Annotated in this window: 18 protein-coding genes; 6 read left to right on the top strand and 12 right to left on the bottom strand. The window is 66.9% G+C overall.

The window, feature by feature from the left end; genetic code table 11:
• From JQK15_RS15445 to JQK15_RS15425, 5 genes are all read left to right on the top strand, one after another.
• The coding region (locus JQK15_RS15445) for a 4-carboxy-4-hydroxy-2-oxoadipate aldolase/oxaloacetate decarboxylase (RefSeq protein ID WP_214866306.1) at positions 1 to 441 on the top strand (441 nt) is incomplete at its 5' end.
• Complete coding sequence (locus JQK15_RS15440) at positions 434 to 1,498, top strand: 4-oxalomesaconate tautomerase (RefSeq protein WP_214866305.1); 1,065 nt, start codon at positions 434 to 436, stop codon at positions 1,496 to 1,498. The genes JQK15_RS15445 and JQK15_RS15440, both read left to right, overlap by 8 nt.
• A complete protein-coding gene (locus JQK15_RS15435) occupies positions 1,495 to 2,382 on the top strand; it encodes an amidohydrolase family protein (protein WP_214866304.1) in 888 nt (295 codons plus the stop codon). Before JQK15_RS15440 ends, JQK15_RS15435 begins: the two co-directional genes overlap by 4 nt.
• Positions 2,383 to 2,538: 156 nt before the next feature.
• Positions 2,539 to 4,608: a TonB-dependent siderophore receptor gene (locus tag JQK15_RS15430; RefSeq protein ID WP_004208437.1), complete on the top strand. Its 2,070-nt coding sequence runs from the start codon at positions 2,539 to 2,541 to the stop codon at positions 4,606 to 4,608.
• Positions 4,609 to 4,619: 11 nt separating this feature from the next.
• The gene (locus JQK15_RS15425) at positions 4,620 to 5,252 is read left to right on the top strand and encodes a DUF4198 domain-containing protein (protein WP_214866303.1); all 633 of its coding nucleotides are present in this window, start codon (positions 4,620 to 4,622) and stop codon (positions 5,250 to 5,252) included.
• Between the two features lie 38 nt (positions 5,253 to 5,290).
• On the opposite strand, the gene JQK15_RS15420 is transcribed toward JQK15_RS15425, so the two are convergent.
• The 5 genes from JQK15_RS15420 to JQK15_RS15400 all read right to left on the bottom strand — a co-directional run bounded on the left by JQK15_RS15420 (position 5,291) and on the right by JQK15_RS15400 (position 11,731).
• Complete coding sequence (locus JQK15_RS15420; RefSeq protein ID WP_502956824.1) at positions 5,291 to 6,871, bottom strand: cytochrome P450; 1,581 nt, start codon at positions 6,869 to 6,871, stop codon at positions 5,291 to 5,293.
• Between the two features lie 98 nt (positions 6,872 to 6,969).
• Positions 6,970 to 7,857 carry a 3-hydroxyisobutyrate dehydrogenase gene (gene mmsB, locus JQK15_RS15415; RefSeq protein WP_214866301.1) on the bottom strand — a complete coding sequence of 296 codons (888 nt, stop codon included), beginning with the start codon at positions 7,855 to 7,857 and terminating at the stop codon, positions 6,970 to 6,972.
• A gap of 23 nt (positions 7,858 to 7,880) precedes the next feature.
• Positions 7,881 to 8,945 (bottom strand): enoyl-CoA hydratase/isomerase family protein, encoded by a 1,065-nt coding sequence (locus JQK15_RS15410; protein WP_214866313.1) that lies wholly within the window; start codon positions 8,943 to 8,945, stop codon positions 7,881 to 7,883.
• A gap of 11 nt (positions 8,946 to 8,956) precedes the next feature.
• Positions 8,957 to 10,099 (bottom strand): acyl-CoA dehydrogenase family protein, encoded by a 1,143-nt coding sequence (locus tag JQK15_RS15405; protein ID WP_214866300.1) that lies wholly within the window; start codon positions 10,097 to 10,099, stop codon positions 8,957 to 8,959.
• A gap of 126 nt (positions 10,100 to 10,225) precedes the next feature.
• On the bottom strand, positions 10,226 to 11,731 hold the full coding sequence (locus JQK15_RS15400; protein ID WP_214866299.1) for a CoA-acylating methylmalonate-semialdehyde dehydrogenase: 1,506 nt from the start codon (positions 11,729 to 11,731) through the stop codon (positions 10,226 to 10,228).
• Between the two features lie 116 nt (positions 11,732 to 11,847).
• On the opposite strand from JQK15_RS15400, the gene JQK15_RS15395 reads away from it, so the two are divergent.
• Positions 11,848 to 12,741 (top strand): LysR family transcriptional regulator, encoded by an 894-nt coding sequence (locus JQK15_RS15395; protein ID WP_214866298.1) that lies wholly within the window; start codon positions 11,848 to 11,850, stop codon positions 12,739 to 12,741.
• Here JQK15_RS15395 and JQK15_RS15390 read toward each other — a convergent pair.
• From JQK15_RS15390 to JQK15_RS15360, 7 genes are all read right to left on the bottom strand, one after another.
• Positions 12,738 to 14,543, bottom strand: coding sequence for a carboxypeptidase regulatory-like domain-containing protein (locus JQK15_RS15390; protein ID WP_214866297.1), 1,806 nt, complete (start codon positions 14,541 to 14,543; stop codon positions 12,738 to 12,740). The two genes, JQK15_RS15395 and JQK15_RS15390, sit on opposite strands and share 4 nt — an antisense overlap.
• Complete coding sequence (locus JQK15_RS15385) at positions 14,540 to 16,639, bottom strand: DUF4175 domain-containing protein (protein ID WP_214866296.1); 2,100 nt, start codon at positions 16,637 to 16,639, stop codon at positions 14,540 to 14,542. Before JQK15_RS15385 ends, JQK15_RS15390 begins: the two co-directional genes overlap by 4 nt.
• Complete coding sequence (locus tag JQK15_RS15380; RefSeq protein WP_214866295.1) at positions 16,636 to 17,799, bottom strand: BatA domain-containing protein; 1,164 nt, start codon at positions 17,797 to 17,799, stop codon at positions 16,636 to 16,638. The genes JQK15_RS15385 and JQK15_RS15380 overlap by 4 nt, the downstream gene beginning before the upstream one ends.
• Entirely contained in the window at positions 17,796 to 18,689 is an 894-nt protein-coding gene (locus JQK15_RS15375; protein ID WP_214866294.1) for a DUF58 domain-containing protein, read from the bottom strand. Before JQK15_RS15375 ends, JQK15_RS15380 begins: the two co-directional genes overlap by 4 nt.
• Before the next feature lie 15 nt (positions 18,690 to 18,704).
• A complete protein-coding gene (locus JQK15_RS15370; protein WP_169861851.1) occupies positions 18,705 to 19,694 on the bottom strand; it encodes an AAA family ATPase in 990 nt (329 codons plus the stop codon).
• A gap of 168 nt (positions 19,695 to 19,862) precedes the next feature.
• Positions 19,863 to 20,558, bottom strand: a complete 696-nt coding sequence (locus tag JQK15_RS15365) for a DUF4159 domain-containing protein (RefSeq protein WP_136188103.1) — start codon at positions 20,556 to 20,558, stop codon at positions 19,863 to 19,865.
• A 70-nt stretch (positions 20,559 to 20,628) separates the two neighbouring features.
• The gene (locus JQK15_RS15360; RefSeq protein ID WP_010335921.1) at positions 20,629 to 21,963 is read right to left on the bottom strand and encodes a TldD/PmbA family protein; all 1,335 of its coding nucleotides are present in this window, start codon (positions 21,961 to 21,963) and stop codon (positions 20,629 to 20,631) included.
• Positions 21,964 to 21,973: the final 10 nt, after the last annotated feature.

Here is a 21,973-nt window from a genome sequence, read left to right as displayed (position 1 = left end):
GACATATTGCTGCTCGCCCCGACCAGCCCCTGCACCGACGGCTATTTCGGCGACCTGCTCGCCACCTCCGCCCAGGCACGCGGCTGCCGTGGCCTGATCATCGACGCGGGCGTGCGCGACGTGCGCGACCTCAAGCAGATGAACTTCCCGGTCTGGTCCAAGGCGGTCCATGCCCAGGGCACGATCAAGGGCACGCTGGGATCGGTCAATATCCCGGTCGTGTGCGCCAATGCGCTGGTCAATCCCGGCGACGTGATCATCGCCGACGATGATGGCGTGTGCATCGTGCCGCGCGCCGACGCCGCCGCCGTGCTGGAAAAGGCGCAGGCCCGCGAAGCCGCCGAGGAAGCCAAGCGCGTCCGCCTGGCCGCCGGGGAACTGGGCCTCGACATATACAATATGCGTCCGCGTCTGCAGGAAATGGGCCTCAAATATGTCTGACGGCCAGACCAGCGCCCGCGTGATGTGGATGCGCGGCGGCACGTCCAAGGGCGGCTATTTTTTGGCCAAAGGCCTGCCCGCCGACAGTGCCGCGCGCGACGCCTTCCTGCTGCGGGTCATGGGATCGCCCGATCCGCGCCAGATCGATGGCATGGGCGGCGCCGATCCGCTGACCAGCAAGGTTGCGGTCGTCAAGAAATCCGATCGGGAGGGCGTCGATGTCGACTATCTCTTCCTCCAGGTCTTCGTCGATCAGGCGATCGTCAGCGACGCGCAGAATTGCGGCAATATCCTGGCCGGCATCGGCCCCTTCGCGATCGAGCGCGGCCTGGTCGCCGGGCAGGACGGCGAGACCCGCGTCGCCATCTTCATGGAAAATACCGGGCAGATCGCGATCGCCACGGTTGAGACCCCCGCTGGCAAGGTCCGCTATGATGGCGAGGCGAGGATCGACGGCGTGCCCGGCAGCGCCGCGCCGATCCCGCTGGAGTTTCGCGACACCGCCGGCTCCTCCTGCGGCGCGCTGCTGCCGACCGGCAATGCCTTTGACGAGGTGGAGGGCGTGCGCGTCACGCTGATCGACAATGGCATGCCCTGCGTCGTCATGAAGGCGCAGGATGTCGGCATTACCGGCTATGAGGACCGTGACACGCTGGACAAGGACGCGGCGCTCAAGGCCCGGATCGAGGCAATCCGCCTCGCCGTCGGCGAACGGATGAACCTGGGCGACGTCAAGGAAAAGTCGGTCCCCAAGATGATGCTGGTCGCCCCGCCCCGCAATGGCGGCGCGGTCACGGTGCGCAGCTTCATCCCGCATCGCGCCCATGCCTCGATCGGCGTACTGGGCGCGGTCAGCGTCGCCACCGCCTGCCTGATCGAGGGATCGCCCGCAGCCGAAGTCGCGTCGATCCCCGACGGCAATCGCAAGACACTGTCGGTCGAGCATCCCACCGGCGAGACGACCTGCGTGATGGAACTGGATGAGAATGGCGCGGTCACCAGCGCCGCCATGCTGCGCACCGCGCGCAAGCTGATGGATGGAGAGATTTTCGCATGACCGCCCCCGAACTTGGCCGCATCATCAGCTGGCACGGCAATCCGTCCAAACCGCGCTACACCCCGCCGGCCGGCGCGATCGACGCCCATTGCCATGTGTTCGGTCCGATGGCGCAATTCCCCTTCAGCGCGAAGGCGAAATATCTGCCCGAGGATGCAGGCCCGGACATGCTGTTCGCGCTCCGCGACCATCTGGGTTTCGCCCGCAATGTCATCGTCCAGGCCAGCTGCCACGGCACCGACAATGCCGCGACGCTGGACGCCATCGCCAAATCGAACGGCAAGGCGCGCGGCGTCGCCGTGGTCGATCCGGCCATTTCGGAGGCCGATCTCGCCGCCCTGCATGAGGGCGGAATGCGCGGCATCCGCTTCAATTTCCTCAAGCGCCTGGTCGATGACGCGCCCAAGGACAAGTTCCTGGAAGTGGCCAAGCGCCTGCCCAAGGGCTGGCATGTGGTGATCTATTTCGAGGCCGACATCCTCGAGGAACTGCGCCCATTCATGGACGCGATCCCGGTGCCGCTGGTGATCGACCATATGGGCCGCCCGGATGTGACCCAGGGGCCGGATGGCGCCGACATGAAGGCGTTCCGCGCCTTCCTCGAAAGCCGCGACGACATCTGGTTCAAGGCGACCTGCCCGGATCGGCTCGATCCGACAGGCGATCCGTGGAACGCCTTTGCCGATGCCGTCGCGCCGCTGGTCACCGACTATCAGGATCGCGTGCTGTGGGGCACCGACTGGCCACACCCGAACATGCAGGATGCGATCCCCGACGACGGCCATCTGGTCGACATGATCCCGCGCATCGCCCGGACGGTGGAATTGCAGCGCAAGCTGCTGATCGACAACCCCATGCGGCTCTATTGGCCCGAGGAATTATAAGGCCACAGCCGGTTTCCAACCAGCGCACGGCCGCTCCGTCTGGGGCGGCCGGTTGCATTTGCGCAACACGCTTCTCGCAAATGCAAGTCAACAGAATTGCGAACGAATATCAATATCGCTATGGGCGCCCCATAAACGAGTCACGGGGGATCCCATATGAAGAAGTTCATCGCATTGAGCGGCGCGGCCCTGATCGCGCTGTGTCATGGCACCGCCTGGTCGGCAGAGGCGGCCGCTGCGGACGCCCCCCGCACCGACGAAGACAGCATCGTCGTCACCGCCGCCACCACCGGTTCCAAGACCGACACCGCGCTGGTCGAACTGCCCCAGCCGATCAAGGTCATCACGTCCGAACAATATCTGTCGCAGGGCGCGATCAGCATCAGCGACACGGTGAAATATGCCGCCGGCGTGCTGGCCAACCCCTATGGCCGCGATACCCGCGTCGACGGTTTCAACGTGCGTGGCCTGGACGCGCTGCAGTTCCGCGACGGCATGCGCGACATCTTCAGCTATTATGCGTCGATCACGTCGGACCCCTATAATTTCTCGCGCGTGGAAATCCTGCGCGGCCCGGCATCGGTGCTGTTCGGCCAGGGGTCGATCGGCGGCCTGGTCAACCTGGTCAGCAAGACGCCCGATTTCACCACGCGCGGCGAACTCAACCTCGTCTATGGCAGCTATGACCGCAAGGAGGCGATGGGCGACGTCAATGTCGCGCTGGCCGACAATCTGGCAGTGCGCTTCGTCGGCCGCGTCCGCGACGCCGACACCTATGTCGACCATGTCCCCGACGACCGCGTGATGTTCGCGCCCTCGATCCGCTGGCAGCCGACGCCCGATACCGACATCGTGCTGACCGGCCTCTATCAGGAGGATGATACCGGTTCGACGTCGCAGTTCCTGCCGATCGTCGGCACCTTCATGCCCAACAATGTCGCGGGCGAGCAGCTGGATCGCTACACCTTCGTCGGCAAGGCCGGCTGGGATCGCTATGATGGCCGATCGCTGCAGGGTGGCGGCTCGATCACCCACCGCTTCTCCGACAATGTGAAGCTGAGCCTCAAGGCGCGCTATATCGACAGCGACCTCGAATATAACACCCATTATGCCGACAGCTATACCAACCCGCAGGATCCCTTCTCGGTCTATGGCACCGACGGGCGCACCATCGCGCTGACGGCCGACGCCAGCGACGCGCGGATGAACGTCTTTTCGACCGACAACAACGTCCAGTTCAATTTCAACACCGGCGCCAATATCGAGCACAAGCTGCTGGTCGGCATCGACTATAGCTGGAACAAGGTGTCCAAGCGTTATGCCGGCGGCTATGAACTGGTCGACCTGTACGACATCGATTATGATGCACTGGCGACCTATGATCCGACCGGTCCGTTCACCAGCGACAGCCAGAAGCAGCTGGGCGTCTACGTCCAGGACCAGATCCGCTTCTATGACCGGGTATCGGTCGTGCTGGGCGCCCGCCGCGACCGCGTGACCGGTTCTTCGGGCCAGAAGGACAATGCCACCACCTTCCGCGCCGGCATCATCGGCGAAATCGGCGCCGGCATCTCGCCCTTCTTCAGCTATACTGAAAGCTTCCTGCCGGTCGCCGGCCGGATCGACAATGGCGATGGCAGCTATGGCGATGCCTACAAGCCGCAGACCGGCACCCAATATGAAGCCGGCGTGAAGTGGCAGCCCGCCCCCAGCACCCTGGTCACCGCCACCGTGTTCAAGATCAAGGAGCGCAACCGCGTCCTCTATCTCGCGGCGGGCGGCACCGAACAGTCGGGCGTGCTCAACACCAAGGGCTTCGAAATCGAGGCGAGCCATACCCTGCCCGGCAATTTCGAACTGCTGGCCAATTATGGCTATTCGAAGCTGAAGTCGGAAACCAACACCAGCCTCGACTATATGCCGCGCCATACCGCGTCGCTCTGGTCCACCAAGACCTTCGGCCTGGCCGACGAGGCGCAGCTGCGCCTGGGCGGCGGCGTCGTCTATAGCGGCAAGAGCGTATCGACCAGCGCGATCTGGTCGATCGTCACGCCGTCGCGCACCACCGTCGACGCGCTGGCGGAAATCACCTGGCAGGACTGGCGCTTCGCGCTCAATGCGACCAACCTGCTCAACAAGAAATTCTACGCGTCCTGCCTGGCGCGTGGCGACTGCTTCATGGGCGCGCCGCGCAACGTCATGGGCACGGTCGGCTTCCGTTTCTGAGGAGAGAGACTATGCTGAAATGGACTAGTGCGCTGCTGGCGATCGCCTGCCTGCCTGCGATGGCGCAGGCGCATGAAGTGTGGGTCGAACGGGACGGCACCGGCCCGGCGCGCATCTATCTGGGCGAACCGGGCGATCCGCTGCCCGAAGGCGGCGACCCCGAGTTCGAGAAGCTGAAGGCGCCCAAGCTGGTGCCCGCCTCCTCCGCCGCGCAGGTGCGCAAGGCCGGCTATATCGAAGTCGCCGTGCCTGCCGGCGACGTGCGCGTGATCGACGACAGCGTGTTCGATCCGTGGGGCGAGGAAGGCAAGAAGGAAGGCGTGATCTATTATGCGCGCGCCGGCCGCAGCGAGGCCAAGGCCGGGATGCCGCTGGAAATCGTGCCGACCGCTGCGGGCGCCAACAGCTTCACGCTGGTCCGCGACGGCAAGCCGCTCGCCGGGGTCAAGGTAACCGCGATCTCGCCCGACAAATGGTCGAAGGGCTTCGTCACCGACGCCCAGGGCCGCGTGACCCTGCCGATCAAGGAAAAGGGCCGCTACATCCTGACCGCGACGCAGGAGGAAAAGGGCGACCTCAGCCTGCGCGGCGCCAAGGTGGCAACGCTCTACAACATCGCCACGCTGACCTTCGTCAATAACTGACACTGGAGCGGCGCGGGCCATCGACCCGCGCCGCCGCCTCATGCGGCGAGCGCCGCCAGCTCCGCGTCCAGCGCGTCGAGCGCCGCATCGGTGAACTGCGACGGGGCAAAGGGCTGTATCGCGCGGAGCGTCATACCCCTCGCCATCGCAATGCGCTGGTCATCCGCCACGCCCGGAAAGTAGCGATCGAGCAGGCTGCGCGTCTGCGGATCGGCCAGCAGCACGCCGATCTTCGTGTGCGTGGTCGACAGCATTTCGTCCTGTGGTTCCGCCTGCGCTTGCGGCGTCTGCCCTGCAACGGGGAAAGCGCCTGCCTCACCCCGATCGGCCAATGCGGTGGTCGATGGCGTCATTATCAGGTGCAGGTCGGCCAGCCCGCGAATGATGAAGCTCGGCTCGAAATGCAGGTCGCGGGCACCGGGCGGGCCATGGCGGGCCGGGTCGAGTTCGATCGCGCTGCTATGCTCCAGAAACTTCTCCAGGATGATCCGCACCTCGACACGGGCGAGCGGCGCGCCGGCGCAGACATGCTTGCCCCGGCCGAAGGCGACATGCTCGCGGATGCGGGGGCGATCCAGTTGCAACTCTGCCGGCGCGTCCCAGCGCGCAGGATCGCGATTGGCCGCCGCCAGTGCCAGCAATATGCAGGTACCCGCCGGCACCAGCCGATCGCCGATCCGGGTATCGCGCCGCGCGACCCGCGCCGTCTGCTTGCTCGATCCCTCGATCCGCAGCACTTCCTCGATCAAGGCCGGGATCAGCGCCGGGTCGGCGCGCAATTGGTCCTGTAGCCCCGGCTGATCGACAATATGGCGCATGGCGTTGCCCAGCAGCTTGGCGCTGGTGTCCTGCCCGGCGCCGAACAGGAAGGTGGCGAGATTGACGATCTCCGCCACGCTGGGCGTGGTCCCGTCGGCATATTTGGCCAGCGCCAGTTCGGTCAATATATCCTCGCGCGGATGACGCCGCCGATCCTCGACATAGGCGGCGAAATAGGAACCCATGACGATCAGCGGATGCCCCTCCCCCGCATAGTCATTGTCCGCCGCGTCCAGGCTGCCGGGCGGCGGCGCCGCATCGATCACGTCCATGAAGCGCTGGCGATCCTCCGCCGGCACGCCCAGCAAGTCGGCGATCACCAGCGTGACGAAGGGGGTGGCGATGTCCCGGATCAGTTCGGTCCGCCCCTGCGCCACCGCCCGGCGCACCAGATGGTCCGAATAGTCCGATGTGAAACGCTCATTCGCCTTCAGGCGGGACGGGGTGAACAACCGGTTGACCAGCCCGCGCAGCATTGTGTGGGGCATATCGTCCAGCCCGACCAGCATCGTGCCACCAGGAAAATCGGGCCGATGCGCCTCAAGCTGCGCGCTGATGTCGCTGCCCTGCGGCACGAAGGGCAAGGGGGCCGCCGCCCCCTGCAGTGCGTTGACGGCGGAAAAATCCTGGGCATTGGCGAGGACTTCGAGCGTTTCCTCAAAGCCCGTGACAATCAGATAGTCGCGCCCCGGCGGCTGATAGACCGGGCCATGCGCTCGGACGGCCTCGAAAAAGGCGTAGGGATCCTGTAATATGCCGCGATCGGTGAAATAGTCGCGCGCCTCCAGTGCCACCACCATCATCTCTCTCCCATGCTGCCGTCACGCGCGCAGGAGCGATCGCGCAACCACATATGATACACAGTAGATCATATGTGGTTGCGGTCAAGCCAGGGATGTTAGGCCGCCGTGCCCTTGAGGAAGCGGATCATGGACGAGAAATCCTTGCCCCCGGCGCCCGTATTGACCAGCGCCTGGTAGAGCGACTCTGCCGCCGCGCCCATCGGCACGCTGGCGTCGACGCCATGGGCAGCCTCCACCGCGAGCTTCAGATCCTTGAGCATCAGCGCATTAGCAAAGCCGCCTTCATAGTCGCGGTCGGCCGGCGTTTCCGGACCGACGCCAGGCACCGGGCAATAGCTGGTCATCGACCAGCTCTGCCCCGACGCCTTGGACGAGATGTCGAAGAAGGTCTGGAGATCGAGGCCCAGCTTTTCGGCGAGCGCGAAGGCCTCGCAGGTGGCGACCATGGTGGCGCCGAGCAGCATGTTGTTGACGATCTTCGCCGCCTGCCCCGCCCCGGCCGCACCGGCATGGATCACCGCCTTGCCCATCGCCTGCAAGATCGGTTCGGCGCGGGCAAAGGCGGCATCCTCGCCACCGACCATGAAGGTGAGCGTGCCGCCATTGGCCGCGGCGATGCCGCCCGACACCGGCGCATCAACCATAGCGAGACCGCGCTCTGCCGCCTGTTCGATGACGGCGCGGGCCGAAGCGACGTCGATGGTCGAGCAATCGATCAGCAGCGTGTCCGGCCCGACCGCACCCAGCAATTGCTCGCCATAGACGGCGCGGACGTGCTTGCCGGCGGGCAGCATGGTGACAACGATGCTGACACCTTGAACGGCGTTCGCCGCCGATGCCGCACGCGTGCAACCGGCTGCCTCGGCGCGGGCCAGCGCGGCTTCGGACAGGTCGAAGGCGGTGACGGCATGGCCCGCCTTCACCAGATTGGCGGCCATGCCGCCGCCCATATTGCCAAGGCCGATGAAGCCGATGCTGCTCATGTCCGTCCTCTCCTTTTATTCTATCAGGCGTCGACCGCCGCCTGGGGCAGCGGGGTCCAGCGCTCGCCGTCCGGCAGCGGCGCGAAGATCGCGTCGACCAGCTGGTCGGTCACCGCCTCCACCGTCGGCGGATTCCAGCGCGGCTGATTATCCTTGTCGACGATCAGCGCGCGCACCCCTTCGACAATGTCGGGCCGGGCGATGACGCGGCAGGCGAGATCATATTCCATCGCCATATTGTCGACGAAGCGGGTCAGGCGGCTGGCCTGCGCCAGTTGCCGCAGCGCGACCTTCATCGTCTGGGGCGATTTGGTGTCGAGCGCGGCAAGCTGCGCCAGCGCCCAGTCCGATCCGTCGGCGCGCAGGGCGGCATAGATATCCTCCAGCCGGTCGCTGGCGAACAGCCGGTCGATATCCGGCAGGAAGGCGGAGAAATGGCTATCGGGCGGGGTGGCGGCGAAGCGCGCCAGCACTGCGGCAATGTCGGACGGGTCGGCGATGATCGCGGCCTTCGCCTCCTCCAGCCGGTCGCTCGGCAGATAGTCGGTGGCAAGGCCGAGCGCGATCGCGTCCGCCCCGTCGATGCGCGCACCGGTGACGGCGAGATAGCGGCCCGACCGGCCCGGCAGGCGCGAAAGATACCAGCCGCCGCCGACATCGGGGAACAGGCCGATGCCGGTTTCCGGCATGGCATAGACGGTGCGTTCGGTCGCAACGCGATGGCGCGCCGGCTGGGCGATGCCGACGCCGCCGCCCATGGTGATACCGTCCATGAAGGCGATCACCGGCTTGCCATAGGTGAAGAGCAGATGGTTCAGGCGATATTCGGTCGCGAAGAAATCACGCGCGGCGAGATTATCGCCAGCCGCGCTCTCCGCGATCAGGCGGATGTCGCCGCCGGCGCAGAAGCCGCGCCCTTCGGCATGGTCGATCATCACCGCGCGGATCGCCGGATCATCCTGCCAGGCCAGTAGCGCCTCGGTCATGGTCGCGCACATGGCGCGGGTCAGGGCATGGATCGCCTTGGGCCGGTTCAACCGCAGACGGCCGACGCCGCCTTCCACCGCAATCAGCACATCGTCGGTCATGGTCATTCCCTTCAGGCCTTGAGCAGTTCGCGGGCGGTGATCATGCGCATGATCTCGTTCGTGCCCTCCAGGATGCGGTGGACCCGCAGATCGCGCCAGATGCGCTCGACCGGATAGTCCATCAGATAGCCGTAGCCGCCATGCAGTTGCAGCGCGCGGTCGGCCACGGCCGATCCGATGTCGGTCGCAAAGCGCTTGGCCATGGCGGCGAACTTGGTTTTGTCGGGCGCGCCCTCGCTCACCTTGGCGGCGGCGAGATAGAGCAGCGCGCGGGCGGCCTGAAGCTCGGTCTCCATGTCGGCCAGGGTGAACTGGGTATTCTGGAAATCGGCGATGGCGCGGTCGAACTGGCGCCGGTCGCGGGTATAGCCCACCGCCTCGTCCAGCGCGCGCTGGGCGCCGCCGAGCGAGCAGGCGCCGATATTGAGCCGGCCCCCATCGAGCCCGGCCATGGCGATGGCGAAGCCCTGCCCTTCCGCGCCGACACGGTTGGCGACCGGCACACGGACACCGTCGAAATTGACCTGGGCGGTGGGCTGCGAATGCCAGCCGAGCTTGCGCTCCTGTGCGCCGAAGCTGACGCCTTCCATGTCCTTTTCGATCACCAGGCAGCTGATGCCCTTGGGGCCATCCTCGCCGGTGCGGACCATCACGACATAGAGGTCATTCTCGCCGCCGCCCGAAATGAACGCCTTGGAACCGGTGACGACATAATGGTCGCCGTCCCGCACCGCGCGGGTACGCAGCGACGCCGCATCGGAACCGGCGGAAGGTTCGGTCAGGCAGTAGGAGGCGATCGTCTCGCAGGTAACGAGCGCGGGGAGATAGCGCTGTTTCACCGCATCGTCGCCGAAGCGGTCGATCATCCAGGCGGCCATATTGTGGATCGAGATGAAGGCCGAGGTGGAGGGACAGCCATAGGCCATCGCTTCCATGATGAGCGCGGATTCAAGCCGGCCCAGACCGATGCCGCCGCTCTCTTCCGACACATAGATGGCGCCAAAGCCCAGTTCGGCGGCCTGGCGGATGGTGTCGCGGGGGAAATGATGATCCTCGTCCCACTTGGCCGCATGGGGCGTGATCGCATCGGCGGTGAAGCGCTGCGCCAGTTCCTGCACGGCGCGCTGCTCGTCGGTGAGGTCGAACTGGGTCATGGGTTTTGTCTTTTCCTTATTGGCGTCATGCCGGACTTGCTCCGGCACCCATTAGCGCGACGGGGATATGCAGCGTCAACCTGAAGCACCATGACCGGGGAGGCATCATCGCCTCCCCGCTTCCCCTCACCCCATGGTCGGGATGACGAAGGCGCTGTCGCCGGTCGCGCCGCCGTCGGGCCAGCGCTGGGTGACGGTCTTGACCTTGGTGAAGAACTTCACGCCTTCCATGCCATGCTGGTTGGTGTCGCCAAAGGCGCTGCGCTTCCAGCCGCCAAACGTATGATAGGCAACCGGCACCGGGATCGGCACATTGATGCCGACCATGCCGACATTGACCCGCGCGGCAAATTCGCGCGCGGCATGGCCGTTGCGGGTGAAGATGGCGACGCCATTGCCATATTGATGGTCGCTCGGCAGACGCAGCGCCTCCTCGAAACTGTCGGCGCGCACCATCTGGAGCACGGGGCCGAAAATCTCCTCCTGATAGCTGCGCATCTGCGGCGTCACCCGGTCGAACAGAGTCGGGCCGACGAAGAAGCCCTGCTCATGCCCCTGCAGCGTGAAGCCGCGGCCGTCGACGACCAGTTCGGCGCCTTCATCGACGCCCATCTGGATATAGGACTCGATCTTCGCCTTGTGCGCGGCGGTGACGACCGGGCCATAATGGGCGTCGGCATCGGTCGAGACGCCGACCCGCAGCGCGTCGATCGCCGGGATCAGCTTCTCGCGCAGGGCGATCGCCGTCGCCTCGCCCACCGGCACCACCACCGGCAGCGCCATGCAGCGCTCGCCCGCCGAACCGAAGGCCGCGCCGGCCAGGTCATTCACCACCTGGTCGAGATCGGCGTCGGGCATGACGATGCCGTGATTCTTGGCGCCGCCCATCGCCTGCACGCGCTTGCCCGCCTCGACGCCGCGGCGATAGACATAATGGGCGATGTCGGAGGAACCGACGAAGCTGACCGCCCTGATCTCCGGATGATCTAGGATCGCGTCGACCATTTCCTTGTCGCCATGGACGACCTGCAACACGCCTTCAGGAAGACCCGCCTCACGCATCAGTTCGGCCAGGCGCACAGGCACGCTGGGGTCGCGCTCGCTGGGCTTGAGGATGAAGGCATTGCCGCAGGCGATGGCGACGCCGAACATCCACATCGGGATCATCGCCGGGAAGTTGAACGGGGTGATGCCGGCGACCACGCCGAGTGGCTGGCGCATCGAATATACGTCGATGCCGGGGCCGGCGCCCTGGGTATATTCGCCCTTGAGCAGATGGGGGATGCCGCAGGCGAACTCGATCACCTCCAGCCCGCGCTGGATATCGCCCTTGGAGTCGGCAATCACCTTGCCATGTTCGGAACTGAGCAGATGGGCAAGCTCGTCCATATTCTGTTCGACCAGCGTCTTGAACGCGAACATGACACGGGCGCGGCGTTGCGGGTTGGTCGCGGCCCAGGCCGGCTGGGCGGCAAGTGCGGCAGCCACGGCAGCGTCAAGATCGGCCTGTGTGCCGAGGCGCAGTTGCGCCTGCACACCGCCATTATTGGGGTCGAAGACGTCGCTGGTGCGGCCGCCGTCACCCGCCCCATCACTGGCCTGACCGCTGATGACATGATCGATGATACGCATGGTCCATCCTCTCTAATTTGCTTTTGGCCAATATGCTTTCACCCCGCCTTGCAGGATATCAGAAATGCAGGCAAGCTGACGGATATGCATATCCATCCTGCAAAAATGCCGCATCCATGAACTGGGACGATCTGCGCCTGTTCCTGGCGGTGGCGCGCACCGAGCGGCTGAGCGCGGCGGCGGCGATGACCAAGATGGACGCCACAACCATATCGCGGCGGATCAAGCGGCTCGAACAGGCGCTGGAACAACGCCTGTTCGAGCATACGCCGGCCGGCCATGTGCTGACCGACCATGGCACCCGCCTGCTGGAACAGGCCGAGCGGATGGAGGCGGCGGCGCTCGGCGTGCAGCGGAGCGGCAGCGCGGCGGGCGCGCAGATGGCCGGGACGATCCGCCTGAGCGCGTCGGAGGGCTTTGGCAGCCGGGTGATCGCACCGCATCTGCGCAGCTTCACCGCCGACCATCCCCGGATCGAGATCGACCTGGTGGCGTCGAGCGGCTTCCTCAACCCCTCCCGGCGCGAGGCGGATATTGCGGTGATGCTGGCCCGGCCCAAGACCGGCCCGCTGATCACCCGCAAGCTGACCGACTATCATCTGGGGCTTTATGCGACGCCCGCCTATCTGGAGGGCGCGCCGCCGTTGAAGGTCAAGGGCGACCTGCTCCGCCATGTGCTGGTCGGCTATGTCCCCGATCAGATCTATGCGCCCGAACTACGCTATCTGGCGGAAGTCGACGCCCGGCTGGAACCGGCGATCCGGTCGAGCAGCATCAACGCCCAGGCGGAAATCATCGCCAGCGGTGCAGGCTGCGGCATATTGCCCTGCTTCATCGGCGACGCCATGCCGGGGCTGGTCCGCGTCCTGCCCGAGGCGGTCGATATCCAGCGCAGCTTCTGGCTGGTGGTGCCCCGCGACCTGCGCGGCATTGCCCGGATCGACCAGTTTGTCGGCTGGCTCGTGGCGACCAGCGAGCGCCTGCGACCGGTGATGCTGGGCGTGGGTTAGGACTGGGGGGCCGCCGCGCGGCCGATCCGGGACCGCTCGAACCACCAGAGCAGGGCACTGGCGATCAGGCAGCCGAGTAGCCAGGGCCAGGACGGGCCGGAAACGGCGCGCGCGGCTTTGGCAGGATCGCTCTTGTGGTCGGCGCCCTGCAGCGGGGCCATGGCCTGATGCATCTGTGCGGTCCGCAGCGTCGGCAGGGCATTGGCGGGATAGATGTAGAAGGCTGCGGATGAACCATCCGTCCGGCCCAACTGGTGCCAACCTGCGCGATCAGGCCACCAGGCGGCGCAATCGCCGGTCGCCGGATCGACTGCCAAGGGAGCGCCATCGATACGGGCACCGGGCTTCAGCCCGCACAGGCTGATCCGTTCGCCCACCCAGGCCGGGCCAGCGAATGCGGGTAGCGAACCGGGCGCCGGGCGCACTACAGCGGTCATCATCCGCCCCCACCAGTCGCCATAAAGATCGCCCCGGCCGCTCAGCACCAGGCCAAAGCTGTCGAGGCCGGTCCAGACCGCGACCCGCCCTGCCCCAAGTGCGCGCCAGGCGGCGAGCGGCGTGCCGGCGGCGTCCTGCACCAGTGGCACCGCGTCGCGGCCGGTCGGGACGCCATCCATGCGGGTCGCTTCGGGCAGGATATCGTCGCCGATATTGAGGTCCGCGGGTATGTCGGCGCTGCCGATGCCGGCACGGGTGCGGGCGCGATCGGCGGCCAGCGGCGCCGGCAGGGCGATCGGCGCGACGCCATTGCCGCCGGACAGATCGAAACCCAGCGCACGCCACTGGCCGCGCAGCGCGCCGTCGGCCGGGCCGCTGCCGCGTAGCAGCAGGCCCATGCCGCCGCGCACCGCTTCCAGCACCGCGCCGCGTCCGCCGCCCAGGCCGGCCCAGGCGCGGTCATCGGCGACCAGCAGGTCATAGCGGCGCAGGCTGGCGGCGTTGATCGCCACCGGCGCGTCGCCCAGCGCAATGCCGCCGCCCGCGCTCATGTTGACGGTGACGGCATAGCCGGCGTCGGTCGCCCAGCGGCGCAGATATTTGACTTCCGGCCCCGGCGCCCCGGCGAGGATCAGAAGGCGCGGCGCGGCATCACCCTCGACCAGCAATGGCACCACGGCCTGTTCGACCAGCCCGCCATCGGCACGGCGCAGGCGCAGGGTGAATTCGGCGGTGCCGGCGGCGCGCGCGGTCCCGATCAGGTTGAAGCGGCCATCGGCATCCACAGCGGCAGCATCAGTGACGCGCCCGGCGGGATCGAGCAGTTCGACCTGCGCCTTGGAGAGGCCGGCCACCTGTCCACCCACGGCGAAGGTTGCGCCCGGCGCAACCCGATCCGGCTTGGCGAGTGCAATCAGACCGGCCGCCATGGGCGGCGGCGTGTAGTCAATGGCCAGCCCCCGTGCCGCATCGCGATCGCGGGCAACGAGCCCCTGCCCCAGGATGACGAGGCGGCGCGTGTCGGGATAGCGGCGCAGCGCGGTCGCCAGATCCGGCACCGCCTGCGCGCCCGCCAGGTCCGGCGCTTCGGGCAGCGCGACCAGATGCGCGCCCTTGCCGGCGGAGGCGAAGCGCGCACTGCCCTGGGTCGCGACGGTCAGGGTGCCGCCTGCCACCGGCAACGCGGGCGGGAAAAGGCCGAAATAGAGGAGCAGCGCGACGACCGGCTGGAGCAGCAACAGCGTCGCGAGGCGCCAGGGCCGGGCGCCCAGATCGGCGGCCGAACGCTGCCACAGCAGCAGCCTTACCCAGCCGACCAGCACGGCGACGCCGAGGAGCAGCGCGGTGATGGTTTGCGCGCTCATGGGCGTCCCCCGATCGCGCCGAGATAGCGCGCGCCGGCAGCGTCGGCCGGGCGCCGCCGCGCCACGCCGCCCTGCGGCCGCTCCATCGCCATCCATAATTGCGCGCGCAGCTTGTCACGACAGGCGGCGCAGGCCGGATCGCGCCGCACCGCGTCGATCGCGCCGCTCAATGCCAGCGGATCGGGCAGGCGCGCGGCGTTGGCCCGCGCCCAGCCCTCCAGCGCGTCGAGCGGCACCGGTCCTTGTGCCAGCCCGCGCCAAACGGCGGCGGCCGGGCCGTCATCACCCTCGACCGCGACCAGCGGCTCGAAATTGCCGGCAATCCCCTCGCGCTTGCCGCTCATGCGCCGGGCGGGGTCGATCGGCGGCAGTTCCGGGCCGACGCGCGACAGGAAGATGCGGGTCGCCTGCTGCACTTCCTTGATGAAGCGCAGCGCCTTGTAGGCGAAGGGCAAGGCCAGATCGGGCCGCCCCTGTTTCAGCTGCATTTCGGACTGCCACATCTCATCCACCGCCTGTTTCAGGATCGCGCGGGTTTCCGGGTCCAGGCTGGACGCGGGCGATTCATCGTGCGGATGGCCGAACTCGGCGAGCACATCCTCCTTCTCGCCAAAGACATTGGGCGCCGCGACCGGCGGGCCATGATCATGGCCGTCCCCCTCGCCATGGCCATCCGCATCGGCCGTCGGCAGGCTGGGTTCGCCTTCGCTCTCGCCGCCCAGAAACTGGCTGTAGCGGCCGCGCAGGATTTTCTGATCGTTGCCGATGCCGTTGGATTGCGACAGATATTTGTCGGCCGCCAGGCTGCGTTTGCGCTTCAGCAGCGCCTCGGCATCGATGATGATCTGTCGCTGGCTGCGGAAATAGGCCGGCAAGGTGGTGTTGACCATGCCCTGCAGGCCGCCGCTTTCGGGCGCCTTGGCCGCGGGCCAGCGCAGGATGACGCTGGGGCCGCGCACTTCCTGCGGCGACGGCGCGCGATTGTCGCGCACGATGATCTGCACCACCATGTCGCCGCCGGCCGAAAAGCCGAGCGCGCCGAAATCGAGGCGCGGGGCAAAGCGCCGGTCGCGCGCCGGGCCGGAGCCGGACACGGCGATCTCGCGCTCGGTGAAGCGGATATTCTCGCCATCGCCGATCGCCAGGGTGATGCGCAGCCGGGCGGTGGCGGCGACGCCATAATCGTCGGTCGCGGCGAAGACCGGCGTCCAACTGCGCTGGCCGGGAGTCACCATGTTGAGGCTGGCGGCGGGCGCGATCAGCTTCACCTGCGGCGGCGCATCGGCCACGCCGTCGATCCGGTGCAGCGGCGGCAGCGGCCCGCGCCCGGATGCCGGATCGACGCGATAGAGGAACGAGGCGTCGAGCATGCGGCTGGCGATCCAGTGATCGCCATCGCGGCGCAGCGCCACGGCAGCGCCACCCAATGGCAACAGCGCCGGCGCACTTGCCTGCGGATCGAAGCGGAAGGTCCATTCGAGGCGTGATCCGAGCGGCGCGCGGGCGTCGAGCTTGGCTTCGTCGCGGAGCGACAGGCCGGTATAAGCGGGCGGGATGATGCGCAGATTCTGGGCGATCAGGCGCGGGATGCCGGGCTTTGCGGCGATGCCTTCGGCGGCGGGCGCGAGCACGACGGGTTTGTCGCTGCCGCGCGGCCAGAGCAGCAGGGCGGCGATGCCGAGCAGCGCCACGGCCCAGAGCGCACCAATCGCGCGGCGCGACCAGTCCGGGGCCAGATCCTGCGGCGCGCCCTGTTCCAGCCGCTGATCGAGCCGGGATCGTTGCAGCCGCTGCAACGGCCCCAGTGCCTGCGGGTCGGCAAAAAGTAGCCCGCTGCTATCCTCCAGATCGGCGCGGCTCGCATCGAGACGGCGGACCAGCCAAGCCTGGTCGAAGCGCTGGACGCGGCGGATAATCAGGGCACCGAGCAGGCTAGTGCCGAGCAGCAGCAGGATTGCGGCCGGCACCAGTCCGGCCAAGCGCCAGACCAGCGCGCTCGCCGCCAGCAGGATCGGCAGGCCGAGCAGCAGCGTGTCGAGCCGCACGCGCCAGCGGCTGGGCGTCAGCCAGGTGGAGAGCAGGGCGTCGGCGCTCATGGCGCGATCGCCCGCTTGCGGCTGGTGGCGAACCAGCGTTCGACCAGCAGCAGCACCGCGATCAGCAGCGCCAGCCAAGGGCGCAGATCGGCCGGCGATTGCGGATAGGCGCGTCCGCCGCTGAGTGGCGCATAGGCGGCGGCATCCGCGCGCTGCGGCGCGATGCTCGGCGGCTGGATCAACGCGCGCAGACGGGCGGGGAAATCCGCCTCCAGCAATTGCGGCATCTGCGCGGGCTGCAACGGGCGGGTGAAGCGGAGCAGGCGGCCCTTGCCGATCGGCATGACCTCCACCAGCGGTCGGGCAAGATCATCCTGCCAAAGGGGCTCGGGCGTCGTGCCTTGGGGCAGCACCGCATCGGACGCGACGATCGCCTGCCCGCCCTGCGCAATCCACCCCTGCAGCGCTTCCGGCAGACTGCCCGCGCTCATCCAGAACAAGATCTTGTCCGACGGCGGCAGTGCGGCGTTGAGCGGGCCGCTGTCGACATCGGCCGGCTTGCCTGCGGGTTGCCAGGCAAGTGCAGCGGCATTGAGGTAACGCCCCCCTGCAGCATGGCTCGCATCGGCTCGGACGGCGATCGATGGCACCTTCACCGGCAGAGGCTTGCCCGCCAGCATCGCGCCGGAGACGATGCGCCAGTCGACCTTGCGCGACAGCCGGGGCCGCTCCGCATCGGCGCCCTGGATCATCTGCGGCACGATGATGGTGAGCGGCGCGCCCTGCGGCAGGTCCGCGTCCAGCTGGCGCACCAGACTGCCGAGCGGGATGGCCTCGGCCGTGATCGGCTTGCCCGGCTCGACGCGGGGATAGCCGGGTGCCAGCCAATGCGCCCTGCCCTCGGCCAGCACCTTGTCATCCACCGCCGCCGGATCGATGCCGGGCGTCAGCGCGACATAGGGCTGTTTGCTGGCGGCGCCGAACAGCACCGGATGGGCGAGCCACAGCACGACCAGCGCCAGCAGGACGAGGCGCAGGGCGAGCAACAGCCATTCGTCAAAGCGCAGGCGGGAACGGGGCTTGGGCTTCTGCCGCAGCCAGCGCAGCGCGGCGAAATCGGTCGGCAGTTGCTCGCTGCGCCGGGCGATATGAATCGCGAGCGGGATCAGCAGCGCCAGCAGGCCGGCCAGCGCGGCGGGGAGCAGCAAGGCGGGCGTCATGAATATTCGGCCGCGTCATGGGCGCCGAACAGGCGGCGCAGCGGCAGGTCGATCGGCTCGTCCAGCACATGGGTCGCGCGGCGGATGCCGACCGCATCGAGCCGGGCATGCAGCTCCGCCCGCGCCTCGCCGAAGCGGCGCAGAAATTCGGCGCGCAGCGCGGCGCCGTCGCCCAGCAGTTCCTCACCCGTCTCCGGGTCGCGGAAGCGATAGCCGCCGTAGAACGGGAAATCCCGCTCATCCACGGTCAGCATCTCGATCACCAGCACCTCGCGCCCGGCGGCTGACAGCTTCTCGACCAGATCGATCGCGCCGGGTTCGAAACAGTCGCTGAGCAAAATCACCAGATCATGCGCGCCGATCCGTTCCCAGAGCGGACCCAATTGGGTTTCGGCGGCAAAGCCGCCTTCGGCCCGCAGCGGCAGCATGTCGAGCAGCAGCCGGTCGCGCTGGCGCAGGCCGGTCGCGGGTGGCAACAGCCGCAGCCCGGTGTCGGACAGCGCCATCCAGCCGAAGCGATCGCCCTGCTGCATCGCCAGTTCGGCGATGCTGGCGGCGATCCCCTTGGCCGCGTCGAGCCGGCTATAGTCGGGGCGAGCGGCATCGGTCTGCGCCATCGACGCGCTGGCATCCATCAGGATCCAGACCGCGACCGGGCTTTCCCGTTCCGCCTCGCGGACGAAGAATTTGTCCGACCGGGCATAGAGTTTCCAGTCGATCTGGCGCAGCTCGTCGCCCGGCTCATAGGCGCGATATTGCGCGAATTCGAGACCCGCGCCCCGGCTATGGCTGTGATGCAGGCCCAGCCCATGCGACCCCACCGCCCGGCGCGTGAGCAGGCGCAGGCTTTTGAGCCGGCTCCGCACGTCTGGGGGGATGAAATCGGCCATGGCGTCGTGTCTGGATCAGCCGAGCGGCACGGCGCGGACGAGCGCGGCGACGACATCGTCGGCACTCTTCCCCTCCGCCTCGGCGGCGAAGGACAGCAGCAGGCGGTGGCGCATCACCGGCCCGGCCAGCGCGACGATATCCTCGCGCGTCGCCGCCAGACGGCCCTGCAGCAGCGCCCGCGCCTTGGCCGCCAGGATCAGCGACTGGCCGGCACGCGGGCCGGCGCCCCATTTCACATATTTGCGGATTTCCTCCGGCGCGCCCTCGCCCGGACGGCTGGCGCGCACGATCCGCGTCACCCAGCGCAGCAGATCCTCACCGAAATGCACGTCGCGCACCAGTTTCTGCAGCGCCAGCACCTCCTCGCCCTGCATCACCGCCGGCACCGCACCCGGCTTGGCGCCGGTGGTCTGGGCGAGAATGTCATGCTCCTCCTGCTCGGTCGGATAATCGACGCGGATATGCAGGAGGAAGCGGTCGAGCTGCGCCTCGGGCAGCGGATAGGTGCCGGCCTGTTCCAGCGGGTTCTGCGTCGCCAGCACGAAAAAGGGCGATGGCAGCTGATAGGTGGTGCCGCCATAGCTGACGGTGCGTTCCTGCATCGCCTCCAGCAGCGCCGCCTGGGTCTTGGGCGGGGTGCGGTTGAGTTCGTCGGCCAGCAGCAGGTTGGTGAAGACCGGCCCCTTCTGGAATCGGAAGCTGCGATGGCCAGTGCCATGATCCTCCTCCAGCAATTCGGTGCCGAGAATGTCGCTGGGCATCAGGTCGGGGGTGAACTGTACCCGGCGGAAGTCGAGCTTGAGCGCTTCGCCGAGCGAGCGGACCAGCAAAGTCTTGCCCAGGCCCGGCACCCCTTCGAGCAGGCAATGGCCGCCGGCGAGCAGGCCGATCAGCAACTGCTCGACCACTGCCCCCTGCCCCACGATCGCCTGGCCGATCGCCGCGCGCAATTCGCCCAGGCGCGCCAGTTTCTGCTGAATTTCCGCTTCGCTGATATCGGTCATTCCTGTTTCCTTATTGTCGGCTTTCGGCCGCCAAATTCCTCCCCTGCAAGGGGAGGTGGCAGGCCGCAGGCCTGACGGAGGGGTGTCCCCCTCACGATAGCTTCACACCCCTCCACCGGCTTCGCCGGTCCCCCTCCCCTTCACAGGGGAGGAATGATGACGCCACCGTCACGACGACAGCGCATACATCACGATATTGACCGCGAACTTGGTATTATCCTCGGCCAGGAAGCGCTTGTTGCGCCAGTCATAGTCCCACTCGCAGCCATAATCCTTGTTGCTGTAGAGAACGCCCAGACGCCCGTTCACCTCTATCCCCTTGAGATAGTCGTGGACCAGATCGTCGCCCCAGCCATTCAGTTCCAGCGCGGTATTGGGCGGCCCGTCGAACTTGAAGAAGCTGCGATAGACCGGATGGGCCTTGGGCAGCGTCTTCAACGCCTTGGGACCGAAAATCTTGGCCATCTGCGCTTCGAACGAGCGCGCGAACAGGCCGTCTATGTCATGGTTGCAATCATCCACCAGGACGAAGCCGCCATTGCGGACATAGCGTTCGAAATTGCGCCGCTCGGCCTCCGAAAATTCGACCAGCTTGTGCCCCGCCATGTAGCAGAAGGGCGCGGTCAGCATCTTCGGGTCCGAAAGGGCGATGACATGCTCCTTCGGGTCGACCCGCAGCGTCGTATAATCGATCAGCGAGGTGATGAGGTTGGACGGCATGCGCTGGTCGACATCCCAGTCGCCCGAGTCATAGCGCAGCCGCGTGAACCAGAAATCATAGCCTCCCGCGGCGGCCAGGGGACGGGCCAGCATCGCGCCAGCCAGACCGCCCGCCATCAACCGAAGAAACTCGCCGCGTGTCATCACATCCAATCACATAGGGATTTGCATGATCCTCCCCTTCACAGGGGAGGATCATGCACAGCTCAAACCGTCACACCGCGTCCGAGAGCGAGGTGAAGGTGAAGTCGCGCAGCTTCATCGGCGGCACGACGATGTTCATCGACACTTCGTCCGGCGGCACGCGGACCGGGCGACCCAGCTCTTCGACATTGTTGAGCATGATCACCGGGCTCTCGTTGAACCGGAAATTCTTGATCGGATATTTGATCTGGCCATTCTCGACATAGAAGGTGCCGTCGCGGGTCAGGCCGGTCAGCAGCACGGTCTGCGGGTCGACCATGCGGATATACCAGGTGCGGGTGACGAGCACGCCGCGCTCGGTCGAGCGGACCAGGTCGGCGGTGGTCTTGGTGCCGCCGGTCATCAATATATTGCCCATCTGGCCGATCGCAGGCTTGCCCTGCTTGCTCGCCCAGTAGCGGCTATAGTTGAGGTTGGTGACCTTGCCATCCTTGACCATGTCGACGCGCTGGCGCGCGAGGCCATCATCGTCCCAAGGCAGGCAGGGCGCGACCGGATCCCATGGATCGGTGTAGAAATTGACCTGCGGCCCGAACACCTGTTCGCCGAGCTTGTTGCCGCCGCCCTTCTTCGACAGGAAGCTGCGGCCCTCGTCCGCTTCGCGCGCGCCGAAGAAGTAGAACATGAAGCCGATCAGGCCGGCGGCCGCCATCGGTTCCAGGATCACGGTATATTTGCCCGGCTCCAGCGCCTTGGCTTCGGACGATGCCGATGCCTTGCGCATCGCGATCTGGATGTCGCTGTCCGCCTTGAAGCGGGTGGCGTCCTGCGTGTCGGTGCCGACCCAGCCGGAACCCCGGCCATCCTCGGTGCGGACGGTGCAGGTATAATCCAGCATGGTCGAGCGCTGATAGCCGAAATTGCCCTTGCTGTTGGCGATCGCGACGAAGCTCTGATTATCCTCCAGATAGCCGGCCGCGATCAGCTTCTGCGACTTGCAGGCGGTGATCGAGGTCGACGCCACCTGGGCGCGATATTCGGGCGTAATGTCGGCGGTCGACTGAGCGAAGGTCGGGCTGGCCTTGTAGGCCTGCCTGTCCACCGCCGGCATGAATTCCGGATTGTCCGGGGCGAGATTGGCCAGCGTTTCCGCCCGGCGCACCACCCGTTCCAGCGAGGCGTCGTCGAACTGGTTGATGGTGGCGGTGCCGACCTTCTTGCCATAGGCGACCTGGACCGCCAGTTCGATATCGTCGGTGAGGCCCGCGGTCGACACGTCGTTGCGGGCGAAACGGATATTGCCCTGGATCTTGCCGGTCAATTGCGCGGTGCACTCGTCGGCCTTCGACAGGGCGACGACCTTGGTCAGGATGGCCTTGGCCTGCGCTTCGGTAAGGATGCTCATTTTTCTGTCT

Source organism: Sphingobium sp. BHU LFT2 (assembly GCF_018604485.1).
GTDB classification, from domain to species: domain Bacteria; phylum Pseudomonadota; class Alphaproteobacteria; order Sphingomonadales; family Sphingomonadaceae; genus Sphingobium; species Sphingobium yanoikuyae_A.
The sequence above is the reverse complement of the archived record's forward strand: the minus strand, read 5'-3'. Positions and strand labels throughout refer to the sequence as shown.